Annotated in this window: 9 protein-coding genes and 6 pseudogenes; 9 read left to right on the top strand and 6 right to left on the bottom strand. The window is 46.0% G+C overall.

Features of this window, described 5'->3' with window-relative positions; all coding sequences use genetic code 11:
- Positions 1 to 154: 154 nt before the first annotated feature.
- Entirely contained in the window at positions 155 to 1,375 is a 1,221-nt protein-coding gene (locus JCM10512_RS03060) for a M16 family metallopeptidase (protein WP_044160357.1), read from the bottom strand.
- 105 nt (positions 1,376 to 1,480) lie between these two features.
- Between JCM10512_RS03060 and JCM10512_RS03055 the strand changes: the two genes are divergently transcribed.
- The 5 genes and pseudogenes from JCM10512_RS03055 (at position 1,481) to JCM10512_RS03035 (ending at position 6,718) form a co-directional block, all read left to right on the top strand.
- The gene (locus JCM10512_RS03055) at positions 1,481 to 2,014 is read left to right on the top strand and encodes an LOG family protein (protein WP_044160354.1); all 534 of its coding nucleotides are present in this window, start codon (positions 1,481 to 1,483) and stop codon (positions 2,012 to 2,014) included.
- 47 nt (positions 2,015 to 2,061) lie between these two features.
- Positions 2,062 to 2,665 (top strand): annotated as a pseudogene (locus JCM10512_RS03050) (SIS domain-containing protein).
- Positions 2,653 to 3,594, top strand: a complete 942-nt coding sequence (locus JCM10512_RS03045) for a carbohydrate kinase family protein (RefSeq protein ID WP_044160351.1) — start codon at positions 2,653 to 2,655, stop codon at positions 3,592 to 3,594. Before JCM10512_RS03050 ends, JCM10512_RS03045 begins: the two are co-directional and overlap by 13 nt.
- A gap of 72 nt (positions 3,595 to 3,666) precedes the next feature.
- Positions 3,667 to 4,724: pseudogene (locus JCM10512_RS03040) on the top strand (tyrosine-protein phosphatase).
- Positions 4,725 to 4,798: 74 nt separating this feature from the next.
- Positions 4,799 to 6,718 (top strand): DEAD/DEAH box helicase, encoded by a 1,920-nt coding sequence (locus JCM10512_RS03035; protein WP_044160348.1) that lies wholly within the window; start codon positions 4,799 to 4,801, stop codon positions 6,716 to 6,718.
- 1,037 nt (positions 6,719 to 7,755) lie between these two features.
- On the opposite strand, the gene JCM10512_RS03030 is transcribed toward JCM10512_RS03035, so the two are convergent.
- The 5 genes and pseudogenes from JCM10512_RS03030 to ruvB form a co-directional block, all read right to left on the bottom strand.
- The gene (locus JCM10512_RS03030; RefSeq protein ID WP_044160345.1) at positions 7,756 to 9,897 is read right to left on the bottom strand and encodes a S46 family peptidase; all 2,142 of its coding nucleotides are present in this window, start codon (positions 9,895 to 9,897) and stop codon (positions 7,756 to 7,758) included.
- Between the two features lie 90 nt (positions 9,898 to 9,987).
- Positions 9,988 to 11,342: pseudogene (locus JCM10512_RS03025) on the bottom strand (TIGR00341 family protein).
- A gap of 2 nt (positions 11,343 to 11,344) precedes the next feature.
- Complete coding sequence (locus tag JCM10512_RS03020) at positions 11,345 to 12,793, bottom strand: lipopolysaccharide biosynthesis protein (RefSeq protein WP_044160344.1); 1,449 nt, start codon at positions 12,791 to 12,793, stop codon at positions 11,345 to 11,347.
- A gap of 31 nt (positions 12,794 to 12,824) precedes the next feature.
- Complete coding sequence (locus JCM10512_RS03015) at positions 12,825 to 13,616, bottom strand: carboxylesterase family protein (protein WP_044160546.1); 792 nt, start codon at positions 13,614 to 13,616, stop codon at positions 12,825 to 12,827.
- Positions 13,617 to 13,636: 20 nt separating this feature from the next.
- Positions 13,637 to 14,667, bottom strand: a pseudogene (ruvB, locus tag JCM10512_RS03010) (Holliday junction branch migration DNA helicase RuvB).
- 156 nt (positions 14,668 to 14,823) lie between these two features.
- On the opposite strand from ruvB, the pseudogene JCM10512_RS03005 reads away from it, so the two are divergent.
- The 4 genes and pseudogenes from JCM10512_RS03005 to JCM10512_RS02990 all read left to right on the top strand — a co-directional run bounded on the left by JCM10512_RS03005 (position 14,824) and on the right by JCM10512_RS02990 (position 20,476).
- Positions 14,824 to 16,054: pseudogene (locus JCM10512_RS03005) on the top strand (nucleoside recognition domain-containing protein).
- Positions 16,055 to 16,072: 18 nt separating this feature from the next.
- Positions 16,073 to 16,495, top strand: coding sequence for an rRNA maturation RNase YbeY (gene ybeY, locus JCM10512_RS03000; protein ID WP_044160341.1), 423 nt, complete (start codon positions 16,073 to 16,075; stop codon positions 16,493 to 16,495).
- A gap of 1,513 nt (positions 16,496 to 18,008) precedes the next feature.
- Positions 18,009 to 19,894: pseudogene (gene mnmG / locus JCM10512_RS02995) on the top strand (tRNA uridine-5-carboxymethylaminomethyl(34) synthesis enzyme MnmG).
- 51 nt (positions 19,895 to 19,945) lie between these two features.
- Positions 19,946 to 20,476: an adenine phosphoribosyltransferase gene (locus JCM10512_RS02990; RefSeq protein ID WP_148298241.1), complete on the top strand. Its 531-nt coding sequence runs from the start codon at positions 19,946 to 19,948 to the stop codon at positions 20,474 to 20,476.
- The last annotated feature ends 18 nt before the right edge of the window (positions 20,477 to 20,494 follow it).

The raw sequence follows: 20,494 nt of genomic DNA, 5'->3' as shown, positions 1-20,494 counted from the left end.
AGAATAAAACAGATAGAAATTAAAAGTATAACGATGTACTATTCCTGCAAGATTTTACACACATCGATGAAGCCTATGGTCAAACTACTTCACGTTTCGTCCCGGAACAACTCAAAGGTCGTTCCACCGCTCAAAACATCATAGCTTTACTAAACTATTTGTAAATCAAGGTCGACAGATATTCCTCCGCGAACATTTCATTGGCCACTTCCAGCAGTTGCTCCGCCGTCAATGCATCGATGCGTTGGAATATAACTTCCGGCGACTCGTATTTACGATAATGCAAAAAAGTCTTAGCCATTCCCAAAGCATTGTTTTCAAAGTTATCGGATGCTACCCCTATTTGTCCAATCAGTTGCTTTTTGGCTGCTGTGAGCTGTGAAGTGGTCAGCTTCAAATCACGCAACGTTTTCAGTTCTTTATAGGTCAGCCGCATACAGGTGTCCAAATCTTCCACATCAGTCCCGAAGTATATGCTGAAAGCTCCAGTATCGGTATAGGAGGTCAGGTTGGATTCTACGTTATAAACCAAGCCTCTCCGCTCCCGAAGCGACACATTGAGGCGACTATTCATTCCGGGGCCTCCCAACAGATTGTTCAGCAGATAAAGAGCGGTACGCTTATCATCATAAGCATTATACCCCCGGCTACCGATCATGACATGTGCCTGATGGGTCTCTTTATGGACAACCAGATTTTCTCGCATATAAGGGAGAGGAGGCGTACGGTGCCTGTCCACTGTCCCCATCGGAATATCGGCCAGGTATTTGTTAGCTAACCGCACAATCTTCTTAAAGTCATATTGTCCTTGCACGAAGAAGACGATATTCTCCGGTTGATAGAAACGCCGGGTAAAAGAGAGCACATGCTCCGTACGAAAGCTATGCAACTGCTCCGGATTACCTAGAATATTGCGTCCTAACGGATGATTGCGGAAGATCATATCTTCAAAATCATCAAAGATCAATTCCGAAGGAGTGTCTTCATACGACTGAATCTCGTCGATAATCACTTCGGCCTCTTTATCCATCTCATGCTGCGGAAAAGTGGAGTGAAATACAATATCCCCCAACAGTTCCAACGCTCGGTCAAGATGTTCATTCAGAAAAGCAGCATAGACTACCGTTTCTTCCTTGTTGGTGTAGGCGTTCAAATCGCCTCCCACATTCTCCAGACGATTCAGAATATGCCAGGCTTTCCGTTTCGTTGTTCCTTTAAAAATCAGATGTTCCACAAAATGAGCCATTCCTTGCTCATCGTCGTTCTCATCACGCGTACCGACATCAATGGCAAAACCACAATAAGTCACCTTCGAGAGAAGGGGTTCGTGGATAATACGCAAGCCATTGGGTAATGTATATTCGTTGTAATGCATTGTTTTATACTTCCTTATTAGATAGAGACCGCAAAAATACAATAAAACTTATTGTCGTTTATAGAAAATTGCAGATATTTGTGCACTATAACAGTAACAACGTGTATGAAAAAGATAGGAATTTTCTGCTCTGCCTCAGAAAACATTGACAAAATGTACTTCGAAAGCACCCGCAAACTAGGGCAATGGCTGGGAGAAACTGGCAAAACGTTAGTCTACGGAGGAGCCAACCTCGGACTAATGGAATGCATTGCTCAGGCAGTGAAAGAAAATGGCGGTACGGTAATCGGAGTCGTTCCTTCCAAATTAGAAGAGAACGGACGCGTGAGCACCTACTTGGATGAAGTGATCCGTACTCGTAACCTGAGCGACCGCAAAGACATCATACTGGAAAAGTCCGACGTACTAGTGGCTTTGGCCGGTGGCGTAGGCACATTCGATGAGATCTTCCACGTAATTGCCGCGGCTTCTATCGGATACCATCAGAAGAAAGTGATTTTCTACAATGAATACGGATTCTATACCGAACTGTTAAACACACTCGACACCCTCGAACAAAAAGGTTTTGCCCGTCACCCCTTCTCTACGTACTATGACGTGGCCAATTCTTTGGAAGAATTAAAAGATAAAATAAAATAGAGCCGTCTGAGACATAGAATAGACGCACCCATTAGCACCCAACAATTATGATCAATTCCATTCAACAACTCTTGCAACAGGAAGCGCAAGCTGTACTCAACATTCCCGTTACAGATGCCTATGAAAAGGCCGTGAACCTGATTGTAGAACAAATACATCAAAAAAAAGGCAAGCTGGTACCTCCGGTATGGGAAAAGCCGGACAGATAGCATGAATATCGCCACGACTTTCTGCTCTACAGGTATTCCTTCTGTTTTTCTACACCCCAGCGAAGCCCAACATGGCGATCTGGGTATTCTGCAAGAGAATGATTTACTACTACTCATCTCCAACTCCGGAAAGACGCGGGAGATTGTCGAGTTAACCCGGCTGGCTCATAACCTGAACCCCGACTTAAAATTCATCGTAATTACCGGTAGTCCGGACAGCCCCTTGGCAAGCGAATCGGACGTATGCCTAAGTACCGGACATCCTGCCGAAGTCTGCACCTTGGGCATGACACCCACAACATCGACTACCGCTATGACCGTGATCGGTGATATTCTAGTGGTGCAAACGATGAAGGAAACAGGATTTACCATTGCCGAATATTCCAAACGCCACCACGGTGGTTATCTGGGCGAAAAATCAAGATCGTTATGCGAAAAGTAATTGGAATCGGAGAAACGATTCTCGACATTATATTCCAAGGAGAACAGCCCTCTGCCGCTGTACCGGGAGGATCGGTATTCAATGGCATTGTCTCACTAGGCCGGATGGGCGTAAAGGTTGGCTTCATCAGCGAAACAGGCAACGACCGGGTAGGTAATATGATTCTGCAATTCATGCGCGAAAACAATATTCCGACCGATCATGTCAATGTATTCCCCGATGGAAAGTCACCAGTCTCACTCGCTTTCCTGAACAAGCAGAGCGACGCTGAATATATTTTCTATAAAGACTATCCCAAGCAACGCCTGGATGTGCTCTATCCACAGTTGCAAGAAGACGATATCGTGATGGTAGGATCATACTATGCACTGAATCCGGTGCTACGGGAAAAAGTAGTGGAGCTTCTCGATCAAGCCCGCGAAAAGAAAGCCATCATTTATTATGATCCGAACTTCCGTTCTTCGCATAAAGACGAGGCGATGAAACTGGCACCGACGATCATCGATAATCTGGAATACGCCAATATCGTACGCGGATCGGCCGAGGACTTTCTCTATATGTACAATATGCAAGATGTAGACAAGATCTATAAGGATAAAATAAAGTTCTATTGCCAACGCTTCATCTGCACATCGGGTGCAGGCAAAGTGGCTTTACGCACCAATAATACCAACAAAGACTATCCGGTTGAGCCATTGAAAGCTGTCAGCACTATTGGTGCCGGCGATAACTTCAACGCAGGCATCATCTACGGCCTACTGAAATATGATGTACGCTACCGGGACTTGGATTCATTGAGTGAAGAGGTTTGGGACAAGGTGATCCAGTGTGGAAAAGATTTTGCCGCTACAGTCTGTACAAGCCTCAACAACTCGATATCGAAGGACTTCGCTGCCCGTTACTTACAAACTAATATTAACATTGACTAATTATCGCAAAGGAATTACCGCATCTGCTGAGATTTCCTATCTTTGCATATAGTGTTTATAGACGAAGAAACTATGTGTAAGAACCTTTTAAATTGGCTGACTTTCCTATTAGTACTCCCGTCATGTACTAGTACCCCTCCCAATATATCCGTGGTTTGCGAAGAAAACAGCCAGGAGAACTACATTATTAAATGGGAAACGGCTCCTTCCATGGAGGGTCAGGTTAAAGTGTATGCTTCCATCCAACCGAATGCAATCCGGGAAGACTCCCCCGTAGCACTGGCTAACATTTCGGATGGCATGATCACGATTTTAAATCGTGACCCGCTCCGTCGTAACTATTATCTAATGGTATTTGACAACAAATACCGCATCAAAGTAGCTTCACGCAACCTGAATATTACGGGTATTCAGAACTTCCGTGATCTCGGTGGATACAAATCCTCTAAAAATGGCAAAAGCATTCGCTGGGGAATGCTCTACCGATCGGCGCAGATAGACAGTATCGCGCCAAACACCTATCACGAGCTTGGCAACATGGATATAAAACCATTATCGACCTCCGTACCGCAGATGAACGTCTTAACCTTCCCCGGTTGGACGATAAATTCCATACCGTACACATTCCCATCGCCTCTGCCAAACTCGATACAATCCTGAAAAATGTACTGGAGGAAAAGATCACGACCGACACAATCTACCGCATGGTAGAGCGTATCAACCGAGATATCGTGCTGAAATACCAAAAAGAAATCAAAGAGGTGTTTACCCTGTTACTCGATGAGAAGAATTATCCGGTAGTTATTCAATGTACGACAGGAAAAGATCGCACGGGCATTATCTCCGCGCTTATTCTAGCCTCATTGGGAGTAAACGAAGACGTAATTATGGAAGATTACTGCCTCACCAACGATTACTTCAACATCCCTCGAGCATCCAAATACGCCTACGGGTTGCCTACCAGCGCACAAGTAGCAATCACAACCATTTATTCGGCCAGAAAAAGCTACCTGAACGCTGCTAAAGACGAAATCGAAAAAAGATACGACGACACCAGAACATATCTGAGAAAAGCAATCGGACTGTCGGACGATGAGATCAAACATTTACGTAATATCCTACTCGAATAATTAGTCATTCGTAATTCATATTCCACAGGAAATCTATATCTTTGCACCCGAATTAAAAGATATACAGAGATTTAATGAAGACATTTGAAGAGCTTGGCGTTTCTCCGGAGATACGTAGAGCAATTGAAGAAATGGGATATGAGAATCCCATGCCGGTACAAGAGGAAGTGATTCCGTACCTTTTAGGAGAAAATAATGACGTGGTAGCTCTTGCACAGACGGGAACAGGTAAAACAGCCGCATTTGGATTGCCTTTGTTGCAGCAGGTTGATATAAAGAACCGAATCCCCCAATCATTGATTCTCTGCCCCACACGTGAGCTTTGTCTACAGATCGCAGGCGATCTAAACGATTATTCCAAATACATTGACGGTTTAAAAGTACTGCCGGTATATGGTGGGTCCTCGATTGACAGCCAGATACGTAGCTTGAAACGCGGTGTACATATCATTGTAGCTACTCCCGGTCGATTGCTCGACTTGATGGAGAGAAGGACTGTTTCATTATCAACCATTCACAATGTAGTGATGGATGAGGCAGACGAAATGCTAAATATGGGATTTACTGACAGTATTAACGCCATTCTGGCCGATGTACCCAAAGAGCGTAACACCCTGTTATTCTCGGCTACAATGAGCCCGGAAATCGCGCGGATATCCAAAAAGTACCTCAACAATGCGAAAGAGATTACCATCGGACGTAAGAACGAGAGTACAAGCAACGTTAAACACGTGGTCTATACCGTACAAGCCAGAGATAAATACGAAGCGTTGAAGCGTATCGTAGACTATTATCCGCAAGTTTACGGAATCATCTTCTGCCGTACACGTAAAGAGACGCAAGAGATAGCCGACAAGCTGATGCAGGAAGGCTACAGTGCCGACTCCTTGCACGGAGAACTGTCGCAGGCTCAACGAGACACTGTGATGCAGAAGTTCCGTATCCGCAACATCCAGTTATTGGTAGCCACAGACGTAGCAGCCCGTGGACTTGATGTTGACGATCTGACCCATGTCATCAACTACGGCTTGCCGGACGATACGGAAAGCTATACGCACCGTAGCGGTCGTACCGGACGTGCCGGTAAGACAGGAACATCGATCGCCATTATCAACCTCCGTGAGAGAGGTAAATTGCGAGAGATCGAACGCATCATCAGCAAGAAGTTTATTGTAGGAGAAATGCCTACCGCAGCAGGTATCTGCCAGAAACAATTGATGAAAGTGATCGATGAGCTGGAAAAGGTGAAGGTTAATGAAGAAGAAATCGCCTCCTTTATGCCCGAAATTTATCGTAAACTGGAATGGTTGAGCAAAGAAGACCTGATCAAGCGAATGGTTTCGCATGAATTCAACCGCTTTGAGGAGTATTATCACAACCGTCCGGAGATTGAGCAGCCAACAGCAGCCGACAGTCGCAACCCCCGGGAAGGGAACCAAGATAAAAGAAGCCGTAAAGCATCTGCCGGTTTTACCCGTTTGTTCATCAATTTGGGAAAAACAGACAGCTTCTTCCCGAGCGAACTTATCGGACTACTAAATAACAATACACGCGGACGTGTAGACTTGGGACGCATCGACCTGATGCAGAACTTCTCCTTCTTCGAAGTACCGGAGAAAGAGGCTAACAACGTTCTTAAGTCACTGAACAACGCCAAATGGAACGGACGCAAGGTCGTAGTTGAAGTTGCCGGTGAAGAGAGTGGCAGAAGCCGCGACAATGGCCCATCCAAAGGATATAATAAAGAAGGCAGAAAATACGGTAGAAGCGAAGATCGCCCTTCTCGTTATGGCAACAGCAACGATAAGCCAAGAAGCGAAAGTAACAATTTCTCTCCAAGAGGAGGCAAATCCGAGAAGCCGAGCCGTGCAGAACGTGGGTATACCGATACACGCGGTCCTAAGAAGAAAGAAGACTGGCAGAAGTTCTTCAAAGATGTCGAACCTGACTTCAGCGAAGAAGGATGGGCACGTAGAAAACCGAAAAAAGATTAATCTCTTAACTACCGATTGAATATTACTCAATCGCTGGGTAAAAGAGACTATTCAGTAAATTATAAGACAAAGGGGCTATCCGAGTTATCGGGCAGCCCCTTTCCTTTTTGAATAGGACTGCAGGTGGTCTCTTAGGGATCACCTGCAAAAGTATGGGGACTGTACTTCAGTCTTCGCTAAGCCATGCAGGAATCAGAGAGTGCCCATTTCTTCCCTTAGCTAAGATCAGTAGTATCTAGGGCGATAGCCTGCATCTATAAACTAATCAACCGGTAAAACATGAAACTGAAGCGAGCGACAAAATGCAAACGACATCTCGTCATAGTCACTTTTTGCCGTAAACAGTTGATTGACAATCCGATACAATGCGCCTTCTTTTCTCAGACTGATCTACTCAATAGATAATACCTTTTTCCGAAGGCTGTGTACTTAGCAAAAACCTCCCATTAGCTAGTAGTAAACAACTAGTTAAAGACATTTTTGTCCATTACATTTCCTGTTCCACATCTGTGGAACGGCTGACTCACTATTGTGGAACAGCTGTTGCACATAATGTGGAACAGGCGTCGCACATAATGTGAAACAGGAAATAGAAGGGAATAAACCTGAAAAAAGACTGCTTAAATCCACGAATAGTTCCGCACAATACGGTTCAAGAAAGGACTTGTTTGGTGAATTGAAGGCTCTGTTCCGGAGGAAAGTAAGCAATAGCTATCGTTCACCGGAATAAAATGATCCCCAAAAAGAAGGCGCATTGTAATTTATTGATATACTGAATGATATGCAAAAAAGTGACTATGACATGAAAGTGTTGTATTATTGTGCAGAGATGAAAATATTGACGTAGATCGGAGGCAGGGATATTATACGAGTTGCAAAAGGTGTCGAAATTTAGCTAGTACTCAGCAAGCATGAGGGTAGATCGCCCCCATACAAGACAGAAGGTGATCTTTTTTAGGGACCACCTTCCGTCTTGTACATTTGCGTACTTCCCGAGTTCTCAGGAAGAGAAATGCTATTTCTTAAATAATGCGTGCTTAACGCGCAATCTGCAACTCCTTCATGATATTGCCGGCCTTCCCGTATTTATCGATCATAAAGAGCACATAACGAATATCTACCCCGATGCAACGTTGTAGTTGAGGCTCAAAAACGACATCACTACTCATCGCTTCCCAGTTACCGTCGAAGGCAAGTCCCAGCAACTCCCCTTTCCCATTGAACATGGCGCTACCCGAGTTCCCCCCGGTTATATCGTTGTCGGAGATGAAACAAACGTTCATGTCGCCCTCTGCATTGGCATATCTTCCAAAATCACGGGAAGAGAAAAGATTCAGTAGCTCCGGTTGTACTTCAAAGTCAGGATCTCCGGCATGCTCCCGCACTTTCTCAAAGATCCCCTTAACCGTTGTATAGTAGTCGTAGCGTGCACCGTCGAAAGGGGCATAGCTGCGTACGGAACCAAAGCTGAGACGCATGGTGGCATTGGCATCCGGATAGAAGTTACGATCGGCATACATCCGTCGCATAGCCGCATTAAACATACGTTCTCCTTGTTCTATTTGCTCGGAAGATTCCACCATCTCCTGATTCATATCATAATACTTCACGATAAGGTCCAGGCAAAGTGAAACAGCCGGATCTTCAAAGATGTTGAAGGTCGAGTCACGTTCCAGAAAGCGTTTTAGCCCCATGGGAGACGTCAGTGCCGAGGTTTTATAGAGTGTATCGACATACGCCTGTATATCTCCGTGATAAAGGGTATCTATCTTCGCATACGTGGCAGGAAGGTACCGGGATGTAACCTTCGTTTTATACTCTTTGAGCAAAGCAGCATACACCTCCTTGTCGATAGCCAGATCCAAGCCTTCGTATTTGGCCAATAACTTCTTCAAGCGGGCGACAACCTGCTTCTCCTCCGCTTCAAAATCAAAGTTCAGCACCTCCAAAGAGAGTTGCACCAACTCCGGGCCATTGATAAACGATTCGCCAAAATAGGCTAAAGCCCGATTGGTCTCTTTCCGTTTGTTGTAATTCAATTCGAGGGATGAGAAGAGACGCAATAGCTTTTCCCGTTCACCGGGAGTCGATTGTATCCAATCGCGAAGTGAGGATTCCGCTTCCCTTTTCTTCTCCAGAACCTTCAGGTGGCGGATCGCTTTATTAGTACCGATACTGTTTTTCCAATAATTGGAGCTTTCATCATACTTGGAAGCATACTTGATCCGTATATCGGGACGCCGATCCATTTCCCGCTTCCAGATAGCCTGTTTGACTCCGCGTACATCGATCATCGCCTGATTAAGCCCGTTCATCATCTCTTCAATGCCGTAAGACGAGAGATAACGCTCCGTACTACCGGGATAACCCAACGTCATCGAGAACGAACCTTCTTGGTAACCATCCAGGGAAATCGGAGCTACGTATTTAGGGTGATACGGGACGTTTTCCGGCGAGTAATCGGCCGGAGCGTTCTGTTTGTCGGAGTAGATGCGAAAGACGCTAAAATCGCCTGTATGACGGGGCCACATCCAATTGTCAGTATCCCATCCGAACTTCCCAATGGAAGAAGGCGGCGCAAAGACTAACCGGACATCGGTAAAATCGCGGTAAACAGAGAGCCAGAACTCATTTCCACCGTAATAAGCATCCACCACTCCAACGAGCGTAGAGTCTTTATCGGAGACCTCCATGCCGATAACGTGCATCATCGAATCGACTGCCATCCGTCGTTCGCTCTCCTTCATGACAGGGGTAGTAGCCGCCAACACACGTTTGGAGACGTCTTCCGTACGAAGCAGGAAGCGGACAAAGAGTTCGGGATTGGGTAGTTCTTCGGCAAGGCTACGGGCAATAAACCCGTTTTTCAAATAATCGTGCTCAACGGATGAGTGCTGCTGTATGCTGCTAAAACCACAATGATGGTTGGTAAATACCAGCCCGTCTTCGGAAACGACTACCCCGGAACAGAAGCCGCCAAAACTTACCACGGCATCGGTAAGTGCGGGTTTCTTCGGATTATACAGTTTCTGCACGGGCATTCGCAAACCAAGTTCTTTCATGACCTGCTTCGCTTGCTTATTCTTGTTGAGGTTCCCAATCATCCACATCCCTTCATCGGCATGCGCCACTGCCATGCAGGCAGCGAAGAAGATGGTTGCAGCCAGTTTGATTCTCATTCTTTTGTTTGTTATTTATTCAAGTTCGCCCTATAACGCTTTATGAAAGGAAACGTATCCTTTCATCTGAAATGCTTAGGACATTTATTCTTATTCGGTTATCAGCCTTAGTTTCGTTGTTCCGATACGCGCTTTCAGCCAGTCGCTTATCTTCTCTTTCTCCGTCGACGACGGGTTTTTGGCAAACTTCATCACGGCCAGCGTCACGGTATCCGTCTTCATCGAGTCGATCCGGGTCTCGAGCGAATGGGCAATAGAAAGTGAAGTGACGGTGGGGTAAAGCACCTTCAATTCGGGAGCCAACGTACGCCCTAACTCATCATAAGCGATATAGCGTTGCAGGTTCTTTTCCATCTCACCGATCTTCTTCTGCTGCTCCAGCAAACGTTGCTCGCTGTTTTTATAAAAGTCCTCCATGACCAGGGCACGGATCGAGGAAACGTCCACCGCTTCATTATTCATCCCCTGAAGTATGGTCAGTTGGGTATCATCCAGTTTGTATTCTTTCAGCTTATCACGGGCTATGCTGATAGCAGTATCCGAGACCTCCGGGCCCAACAGGATAACTCGCATTTCTTTCTGCTCGTAACTGATTTTCCGATCAATCACTTGGGTGTTCTCAAAGTTCAGCTGCTCACTGATGAAGCGGTTGGCAGCCGACTCGTAGAACGTGCTGCGGATAATGCCCACCGTCAGATAGATGGCCGGACACATGGTCAGCACCACAATCAGGATAATGTATTTGCGTACCGTTTTCTCACGCGTCTTATCAACAAATTCGTTGCGCTTGAAGTTCATCAGCCGTACGCCGATAAAGGTAGCCAGACTGATAAAGACTGAGTTGATGAAATAAAGATAGAACGCTCCGAGGAAATAAATCAGATTGCCCGTAGCCAATCCGTAACCGGCCGTACAAAGCGGTGGCACGAGGGCAGTGGCAATGGCAACACCTGGTATCACATTCCCTTTCTCTTTGGTGGATAACGCCACGACTCCCGCCAAACCGCCAAACAAGGCGATGAATACGTCGTAAATGGTTGGCGAAGTACGTGCCAACAGCTCCGACTGAGCTTCGGCTATGGGAGTAAACAGGAAATAGATTGTAGCGGTTATCACGCTGAAGGCAGTCGTGATGAGGAAGCTTTTCAGCGAACGTTTCATCAGTTCGAAATCGTTCAACCCGACCGAAAGCCCTACGCCCATGATCGGCCCCATAAGTGGGGAGATGAGCATCGCTCCGATAATCACGCAGTGGAATTCACATTCAATCCCAACGAAGCCATAAAGACCGCAAAAATCAGAATCCACAAACTGGCTCCTTTGAACTCTACTCCCCTGCGAATGTTTTCTACGGTTTCCAGTTCATTCTCCTTGTCTTTCTTCAAGTCTAAGTATTCTTTCAGGAAAGACTTAATAGCAAAAAGGTTTCGGCTGTCTGTTTTCATGGCTATTTCTTCTTTATCATCCGGTTTATATAAGGAATATGCCTTAAAGGTAAATCATTTTTCATGATATAAACAACAAACAGCAATAAAAGTGCGGTACGGAATGCCATTCGAAGTCCCAGATGTTCGATCGGTGTCCATTCACCAACGACATATAGGAGAGCTGCCAACCCTACATACAAGCCTATGCCACGAAGATCGTAGGCAATCGGATATTTCTTCTGACCGACTACGTAAGACAGAAGCATCGCTACCGCATAACCGGTGAATCCCGCCCACGCACAAGCCATATAGCCGTAAATAGGTATCAGGAATATATTCATCAGGATCACAATCGAACAAGCGACTAGGGAGAAGTAAGCCCCCCATTTCGTTTCGTCGGTCAGTTTGTACCAGAACGACAGGTTGAAATAGACCCCCATAAACATCTCGGCAATCATTACAATGGGAACAACCCGCAAGCCTTCCCAATAATCGCGTCCGATGACGTAACGCAGAATATCGAGATAGAACATCACCGCCAGGAAAGCAAGTAGGGTAAAGATGATGAAGAACTTCATCGCCTGCGCATACACCTGCCGGTTGTCTTTCTCCTTACTCTTGCCAAAGACGAATGGTTCGTAGGCAAAGCGGAAAGCCTGCGTGAACATGGCCATAATCATGGCAATCTTACTCGTAGCTCCATAAATACCCAGTTGGACGGACGCTTCCACTTTGTCGGGGTAGACAAACGGGAAGATGATTTTATCGGCTACCTGATTCAAAATGCCGGCAATGCCGAGGATCAGGATCGGAAATGAATAGCGCATCATCCGTTTCATCAACGGACGATCCAGGCAATAGCGGAATTCCCGGAACTCCGGGATAAGACCGAGCATCACCACAAACGAACAGATCAGATTAATGAGGAAGGCGGCTCCGACATCGGTTCCTTTCAGCACCACGAAATAAAGAATGTTCAACGCGATGCTGATGAAGATGAATAAAAGTTTCAGTCCGGCAAACTTGATTGGACGTTTCTTATAACGCAGGTAGGCAAACGGGATGGCCTGAATGGCATCCATCGCAATTACAATCAGCATCATACCCAAATACCAAGGGTATTCGCCATAACCGAACAGGTTGGCTATCGGGTCAAGAAACAGCAGGCAAAGGACCAGAAAGGCGATTGAAATACCGCCCACCATGAGCAGGGAAACGGAATAGACCCGCCCGGGATCGTCGTCGCCTTTATTGGCAAAACGAAAAAAGCCTGTTTCCATGCCGAAGGTAAGCAGCACCAACAGAAGTGCCACAATCGCGTACATATTGGTTATTACGCCGTATCCTCCGCTGGATGCAGGCAGTGAAATGGTATATATGGGTACCAGAAGATAGTTGAGAAACTTGCCGATAATACTGCTCGCTCCATAGATCGCAGTATCTTTTGCTAATGATTTTAATCCAGCCATTTATTTTATTATTTGCTAACGAGATGCCGGGTTACGGATTCTTACGCTGTTTAAACAGCCAGTCCATAAATCCGGGATAATTAAAAGCGGGTGTCCAGCTATCATGTCCACAGCCGGGAAACTCGATATATTCAACACTTCCCCCCTTTTCTTTCAGAGCTTTATAAGCTTCACGCGAACCGTCAACCTGCACAATCGGATCGGCATCTCCGTGAAATATACGGAAAGACACTTCCTTAACATTTTGCAGGCGTATAGAGTTCACTGTTCCGCAAATTGGAATGGCAGCCGCGAATAGTTGAGGGTAACGGACGACCAGATCATACGTTCCCATAGCGCCCATTGAAAGCCCGATTATATAGATCCGGCGGGAATCGATATTCGGCATTTTCATACAGGAGTCAAGTAACTGTTTCAGCGAACGAAAGAGTGGACTTTCCGATTGGCCGACAGGCATTCCGGCAGGGGTGAATGAGGACGGACGAGTGGCATACGCCCAATAACCTTCCGACGGACATTGAGGAAATAGCACGAAAGCCGGATACTTCTCCCGGTTCACCGGATTGAGGAACATCTGCGCTCCATGCGTCAACTGTTTCTCATTATCCTCTCCCCGCTCACCTCCTCCGTGTAGAAAGAGCACCAACGGATATTTCTCGCCGGACTTTTCGGAGTCAGGACGTAGGAAGCGGTAAGGTAAAGAATCTCCTTCGAGAGAAACAAAGACTCGCTTCTCATAGGCGTTTTGTGCACAGACTGAGATCGTGAGGCTCAAGAACAACCATAAGATTGCCCGAAATCTCCGTCTATCGCCCTTCTCCATACGCATATTTTCGTTCCACGTTAATCATTGAACAAAGTCTTCTGACTGTTATAAATGCTCCTTCCCAAATGCTTGTAAGCCAGTTCGGTCACTTCACGTCCACGAGGCGTCCGCTTCAGGAAGCCTTCCTTGATCAGGAAAGGTTCGTAAACCTCTTCAATCGTTCCCGCATCCTCACCCAAGGCGGTAGAGATGGTAGTCAACCCGACAGGCCACCGCCAAACTTATCGATGATGGTGCAGAGTATCTTGTTGTCTATCTCATCCAATCCGTACTTATCGATGTTCAACGCTTCAAGGGCAAACTGAGCGATCTCCGTATCGATAGAGCCACTTCCTTTCACCTGGGCAAAGTCGCGCACACGGCGCAGCAAAGCGTTGGCAATACGTGGGGTTCCCCGACTACGGGAAGCGATCTCCGCTGCTGCCCTTATAGAGCACGGTATGTCCATGATAGCGGCGGAACGACGGATGATATTACTCAGCACGTCGTCGTCGTAATATTCTAAGTGTAGATTGATACCGAAACGTGCCCGGAGAGGTGCTGTTAACAAACCGCTTCGGGTTGTTGCCCCCACCAACGTAAACGGATTCAAGTCGATCTGAATGCTACGGGCGGACGGGCCTTTGTCGATCATAATATCAATCCGGTAATCCTCCATAGCCGAATACAGGTACTCTTCAACGATAGGCGAAAGCCGATGGATCTCGTCGATGAAGAGCACGTCACTTGGTTCCAGGCTGGTCAACACACCGGCCAGATCGCCGGGTTTGTCGAGCACAGGCCCGGATGTAACTTTAAATCCCACATTCAATTCGTTGGCTATGATATTCGACAACGTTGTCTTCCCCAGCCCGGGAGGGCCGTGTAGCAAGACGTGATCAAGTGCCTCACCCCGCAGGCGAGCGGCCTTCACAAAGATGCGAAGGTTCTCCACCACCTTATCCTGCCCGCTAAAGTCTTCGAAACTTAACGGACGGAGCGCATTTTCAAAGTCACGTTCCCGGGAAGTAAGCTGATGATCGCGTATATTAAAATCTTCTTGTTCCATGATGAGTGTATACGTTCATACCGTCGGGCAAAGATAAGGATTTTCACTCGAAAGAGATAAGATGTGTCGCTTTTATTGTAAAACCGAATAAAAACATCCGCGAAACCGAAACTTATAACTACATTTGCGTCACGTTTATCGTATAATACGTCACTTATGGTTCTAAATTACATCTGGATAGCTTTCTTTCTGATAGCTTTCATCATTGCCCTTGTCAAGGTGATCTTCTTCGGAGATATGGAAATATTTACCGCCATCATGAACTCCACATTCGACTCGTCTAAAACGGCTTTTGAAATATCCTTGGGGCTTACAGGTGTATTGTCGCTCTGGTTGGGAATCATGAAGATCGGTGAAAACAGTGGCTGATCAACGCGCTGGCCCGCTTTCTGAGCCGGTGCTTTGCCGACTCTTTCCCGATATTCCGAAAGGACATCCGGCGCTGGGAGCCATCTTTATGAATATGTCCGCCAATATGCTTGGCTTGGACAACGCGGCTACTCCCATGGGACTCAAAGCGATGAAGGAACTTCAGGAACTAAACCCGAAGAAAGATACCGCTTCCAATCCGATGATCATGTTTTTGGTCATCAATACTTCGGGACTGATTATCATCCCGATCAGCATCATGGTCTACCGGGCGCAGATGGGGGCGGCGCAACCGACGGATGTATTCATCCCCATCCTGCTGAGTTCGTTTGTATCTACGCTGGTGGGAGTTATCGCGGTCAGCATTGCCCAGCGAATCAACCTGATCAACAAACCGATCCTCATACTCATAGGCTCTATCTCTCTGTTCTTCACCGGACTCATTTATCTATTTCTGCACATCCCGCGTGAGGAAATGGGCGTTTATTCTACGCTGATAGCCAACGTCCTCCTGTTCGGAGTTATCATCGTCTTTATCCTAACCGGAATACGCAAGCGGATCAATGTATACGACTCATTTGTAGAGGGTGCCAAGGAGGGCTTTACGACTGCTGTGCGAATCATACCTTATCTGGTCGCTTTTCTGGTGGGTATTGCCGTATTCCGCACCTCGGGAGCCATGGATTATCTTGTAGGAGGAATCGGTTACCTGGTAGGCTTATGTGGACTCGACACAGGTTTTGTAGGTGCGCTTCCTACGGCACTGATGAAATCACTCAGTGGCAGTGGCGCGAACGGATTAATGATCGATACGATGAAAGAGATGGGACCCGACTCTTTTGTGGGACGGACAAGTTGTGTTGTACGCGGAGCGTCGGATACGACTTTCTACATACTAGCCGTATATTTCGGCAGCGTCGGTATCTCGAAAACACGGAATGCGGTTACTTGCGGACTGATCGCAGACTTCTCCGGTATCATAGCCGCAATCTTAGTCAGCTATTTATTTTTCTTTTAAAAACAGAACGCATCAATTATGGCAGTAACTTATCAGACGGAAGGCGTGAAAATGCCTGATATAAAGAAACGGGAAACAACGGAATGGATCAAAGCAGTAGCTTCTTCGCACGGAAAACGGTTGGGCGAGATTGCCTATATCTTTTGTTCGGACGAAAAGATTCTGGAAGTAAACCGGGAGTACCTGCAACACGATTATTACACGGATATCATCACATTCGACTATTGCGAAGGCGACCGCTTATCGGGTGATCTATTTATCAGCCTGGACACCATCCGGACAAATGCCGAACAGTTCGGTACGCTATATGCCGACGAACTGCACCGGGTCATCATTCATGGAATTCTGCATCTCTGCGGCATTAACGACAAGGGGCCGGGTGAACGTGAAATCATGGAAGCAGCGGAAAACAAAGCTCTTGCGTTAAGAACCCAAATATAAATCAACCTCCATAGAGCTAGAGTTACTACACGCTACCCAAAGAGCAAAATCTTTGGGCGGCTAGCATTTCGGGTAGAAACGCAATCGCCCTTCGTTTGAAAAACATGAACGTTTCTTGTGTCAGTGGAAATTGCGGAATCTAAGCATATCCCCATGAGTAAAATCGTCCTTACTCGCTGACTGCCAACACACTACGCCCGAACCCATTAAATAAAAAGAGCAGTTTACTGACAATCGCCACCTTTATGCCCATTTCAATCAGCGTTTCTACCGAACACGTCCACTAATTGTCCAGAAATAGGTATAGCGTTTCAATCTTCTTCACCCTGCATGCCGCGGAACTTACACTCATCTACTCCACTTCCTGAAAGAAGAGTAGTGCAAGCTAAACTGTGCCAGCGCAACGCTTTCATTTTAAATAACCCGCTCTTGATTCTCTTTCTTTTTTAGTGGCAATGAAGAGCTCCTATGTCTGACATTACCGGGCACTCAGTCTATTTTAGTCAAGTTACCAAGTATTAACGTCCCGCATCTTACGTATTAATAGTCCACCGGACAAGTATTAATACATCAGCAATCAACTTACCTTACTCAAGCGCTTCGGTTGCCTTGAGCAAGTATGTAAGTAACCCGAATCAAGTACTCAAGCTACTTCATCCAAGTTCTCGATTGACTTAAAACGATCGTTCGATTCATCCCAACTCCGCATACCCGGTAGTGCGAATTAAATCACGTCAGCGTCCAACTTTCAAGAGCAACGTAAAATTCTGCAGGGAGTTTGTTGCAACCCGAAAGAAGTCGATCTTTGCAGTTGCCCTTAAATCAAGCAATGAACCAAGCGAGCGATTATATAAAAGAAGGAACTGAATGAAATACATTGCGGAGTAAACCCAGATGTAGAGACACAAAAAAAGAGCGAATCTCTCCGCCCCTACTTCTTAAGAAGAATCCCCCAATGGGATTCCCTTTCATCTCTACTTCATTTCCTGAAAACTACTTTTTACTAATACCTAAATGAAACAATCTTTTCCTAAAAACTAACCTAATTGAAACTGATTCCTATTTTTTAAACTAATACCTTGAAATCTTTCTTTTACCTTTTTCTAATATCTAAAAATCTAAGTAGTTTCACAACTACGATACAAAGGTAAAGCTGTTTTAGAGAAACACAATAGTTTGTATGCTAAAAAACATATTTCTCGCTTATTTATTGATGTAAATCAAGTTTCAGGCCTAGCTGCTCGCAGAAAGCGGCCAAATCGAAAACAACAGATAGCCACCCCACTCAAATATTAAGTAACAAATAGAGAGTACCGACACTCTTTCAGCAACAATTAGGCACAACAAAAAGACATCCACTAGACAAACACTCAAAACGTAAGGCGAATTCCTTGCGATTTTAAGCCCCTTCCAGCCCCTTCTACGTGATTTTCTAAAGCAAAAAGCATCAGACATCGACAACTCTCGCAACTTTTCCGTAACTTTGCACCGTTTTGATAATAAATAAAATAGGATGGATTTTAAGTACGACGTTATTGTAATCGGTGCCGGACATGCAGGCTGTGAAGCAGCAGTGGCAGCGGCAAACTTAGGTTCGAAGACTTGCCTCATCACCATGGATATGAACAAGATTGCGCAAATAAGCTGCAATCCCGCTGTGGGAGGAATCGCCAAAGGACAAATAGTACGAGAGATAGATGCACTGGGCGGACAGATGGCTTAGTGACAGACCAAACAGCAATCCAGTTCCGCATACTGAATCGCTCGAAAGGGCCGGCCATGTGGAGTCCGCGTGCTCAATGCGACCGGGAAAAGTTTATCTGGGCCTGGAGAGAGAAACTTGACCATACACCCAATCTTCATATCTGGCAAGACACCGTACGCGAGTTGCTTGTAGAGAATGGAGAAGTGGTAGGACTCATCACACTTTGGGGGGTAACCTTCCATGCGAAATGCGTTATTATGACCGCAGGAACTTTCTTGAATGGCTTGATGCACATTGGACGCAACCAGCTTCCCGGAGGAAGAATGGCTGAACCGGCATCGTATCACCTTACCGAATCGATCGCACGCCACGGAATCACGTACGGACGCATGAAGACCGGTACGCCTGCCCGGGTAGACAAACGGAGTGTAAACTTCGACCTCATGGAAAATCAAGCGGGAGAAATCGACTTTCATAAGTTCTCGTTTATGAATAATAAGGTGCGGCAACTCAAACAACTTGATTGCTGGACATGTTACACCACCGAAGAATCGCATCAGGTTTTACGGAGCGGACTTGCTGACTCCCCCATGTACAATGGACAGATCACCAGTATAGGGCCTCGCTATTGCCCAAGTGTGGAAACGAAGATCGTCACCTTCCCCGATAAGAACCAACATCAGCTTTTCCTGGAGCCGGAAGGTGAAACCACCAACGAGCTATACTTAAACGGGTTCTCATCGTCACTCCCGATGGATATACAGATTGCCGCTTTAAAGAAAATACCGGCATTCAAAGACTTGGTACTCTATCGCCCCGGTTATGCGATCGAATACGATTATTTCGACCCTACACAACTTACGCATACCTTGGAATCGAAGATTATCAAGAACCTATTCTTTGCCGGACAGATGAATGGAACCACCGGATATGAAGAAGCTGGAGGACAAGGACTCGTGGCGGGTGTCAATGCACACATCAACTGTCACGGAGGACAACCATTCACGCTGGCACGCGATGAAGCCTATATCGGCGTATTGATCGATGATTTAGTTATCAAAGGAGTCGACGAACCCTACCGTATGTTCACATCACGCGCCGAGTACCGCATACTATTGCGAATGGATGACGCCGATGTTCGCCTGACGGAACGAGCCTATCAACTCGGATTGGCAACTCGCGAACGCTACGATCTACTGAAGACGAAGCAAGAAGCCGTAGAGCAGATTATTGCATTCGCTCAAAACTACTCGATGAAACCGGACTTAATAAACGGTGCTCTCGAACAGATAGGCACTACGCCCCTTCGTCAGGGATGCAAACTGATCGAGATACTCAATCGTCCACAAGTTACGTTCGACAACATAACCAAGCATATTCCCGCATTCCAAGAATTGCTGGCGAAAGCAACAAGCGCAACTCCGGGGCGTGAAGAAGAAGTACTTGAAGCAGCGGAAATTCTTCTGAAGTATCAAGGCTACATCGATCGCGAACGAATGATTGCCGAAAAGCTAGCTCGTCTCGAAAGCATTAAGATTAGAGGTAAGTTCAATTACTCCTCGCTCCAATCTCTTTCGATCGAAGCCAGACAAAAGCTAACGCAAATAGACCCGGAAACAATCGCACAAGCGAGCCGAATCCCCGGAGTATCCCCGAGCGACATCAACGTGCTACTGGTCCTTTGCGGCCGCTAGAGAGGCAACGTTTCACGTGAAACAAAACATTTAGAAAAACAATATAAAGATATGATTATGAGCAAAGAAACATTAATAAAAAGCATCCGAGAAGTACCGGATTTTCCAATCCCCGGAATTTTATTCTACGATGTTACCACGCTATTCAAAGATCCTTGGTGCCTACAAGAGCTTTCGAATATTATGTTTGAAACCTATAAAGAAAAAGGTATCACGAAGGTTATAGGAATCGAATCCCGTGGATTCATCATGGGCCCTATTCTGGCTACCCGACTCAATGCCGGCTTTATCCCAATTCGCAAACCGGGTAAACTACCCGCTGAGACAATTGAAGAAAGCTATGATAAAGAGTATGGCCAAGATACCGTACAAATTCACAAAGACGCGCTCGATGAGAACGACATCGTATTGCTTCACGACGATCTACTGGCAACCGGAGGAACCATGAAAGCAGCCTGTGAACTTGTGAAAAGGTTGAATCCGAAGAAGGTTTATGTGAACTTTATCATCGAACTAAAAGACCTGAATGGAAAAGCATTATTCGGAGATGATGTAGAAGTAGAATCTATATTGAGTTTATAAACTAAATGCTTATATTTG

The sequence above is a fragment of the Bacteroides reticulotermitis JCM 10512 genome, from assembly GCF_000517545.1.
Classification (GTDB): domain Bacteria; phylum Bacteroidota; class Bacteroidia; order Bacteroidales; family Bacteroidaceae; genus Bacteroides; species Bacteroides reticulotermitis.
The sequence above is the reverse complement of the archived record's forward strand: the minus strand, read 5'-3'. Positions and strand labels throughout refer to the sequence as shown.

Coding starts and splice junctions, on each gene's coding strand:
- JCM10512_RS03055 (WP_044160354.1), top strand. CDS start 1,481: ATGAAAAAGATAGGAATTTTCTGCTCTGCCTCAGAAAACATTGACAAA.
- ybeY (WP_044160341.1), top strand. CDS start 16,073: ATGGCAGTAACTTATCAGACGGAAGGCGTGAAAATGCCTGATATAAAG.
- JCM10512_RS03020 (WP_044160344.1), bottom strand. CDS start 12,793: ATGGCTGGATTAAAATCATTAGCAAAAGATACTGCGATCTATGGAGCG.
- JCM10512_RS03015 (WP_044160546.1), bottom strand. CDS start 13,616: ATGGAGAAGGGCGATAGACGGAGATTTCGGGCAATCTTATGGTTGTTC.
- JCM10512_RS03060 (WP_044160357.1), bottom strand. CDS start 1,375: ATGCATTACAACGAATATACATTACCCAATGGCTTGCGTATTATCCAC.
- JCM10512_RS03030 (WP_044160345.1), bottom strand. CDS start 9,897: ATGAGAATCAAACTGGCTGCAACCATCTTCTTCGCTGCCTGCATGGCA.
- JCM10512_RS03045 (WP_044160351.1), top strand. CDS start 2,653: ATGCGAAAAGTAATTGGAATCGGAGAAACGATTCTCGACATTATATTC.
- JCM10512_RS03035 (WP_044160348.1), top strand. CDS start 4,799: ATGAAGACATTTGAAGAGCTTGGCGTTTCTCCGGAGATACGTAGAGCA.
- JCM10512_RS02990 (WP_148298241.1), top strand. CDS start 19,946: ATGATTATGAGCAAAGAAACATTAATAAAAAGCATCCGAGAAGTACCG.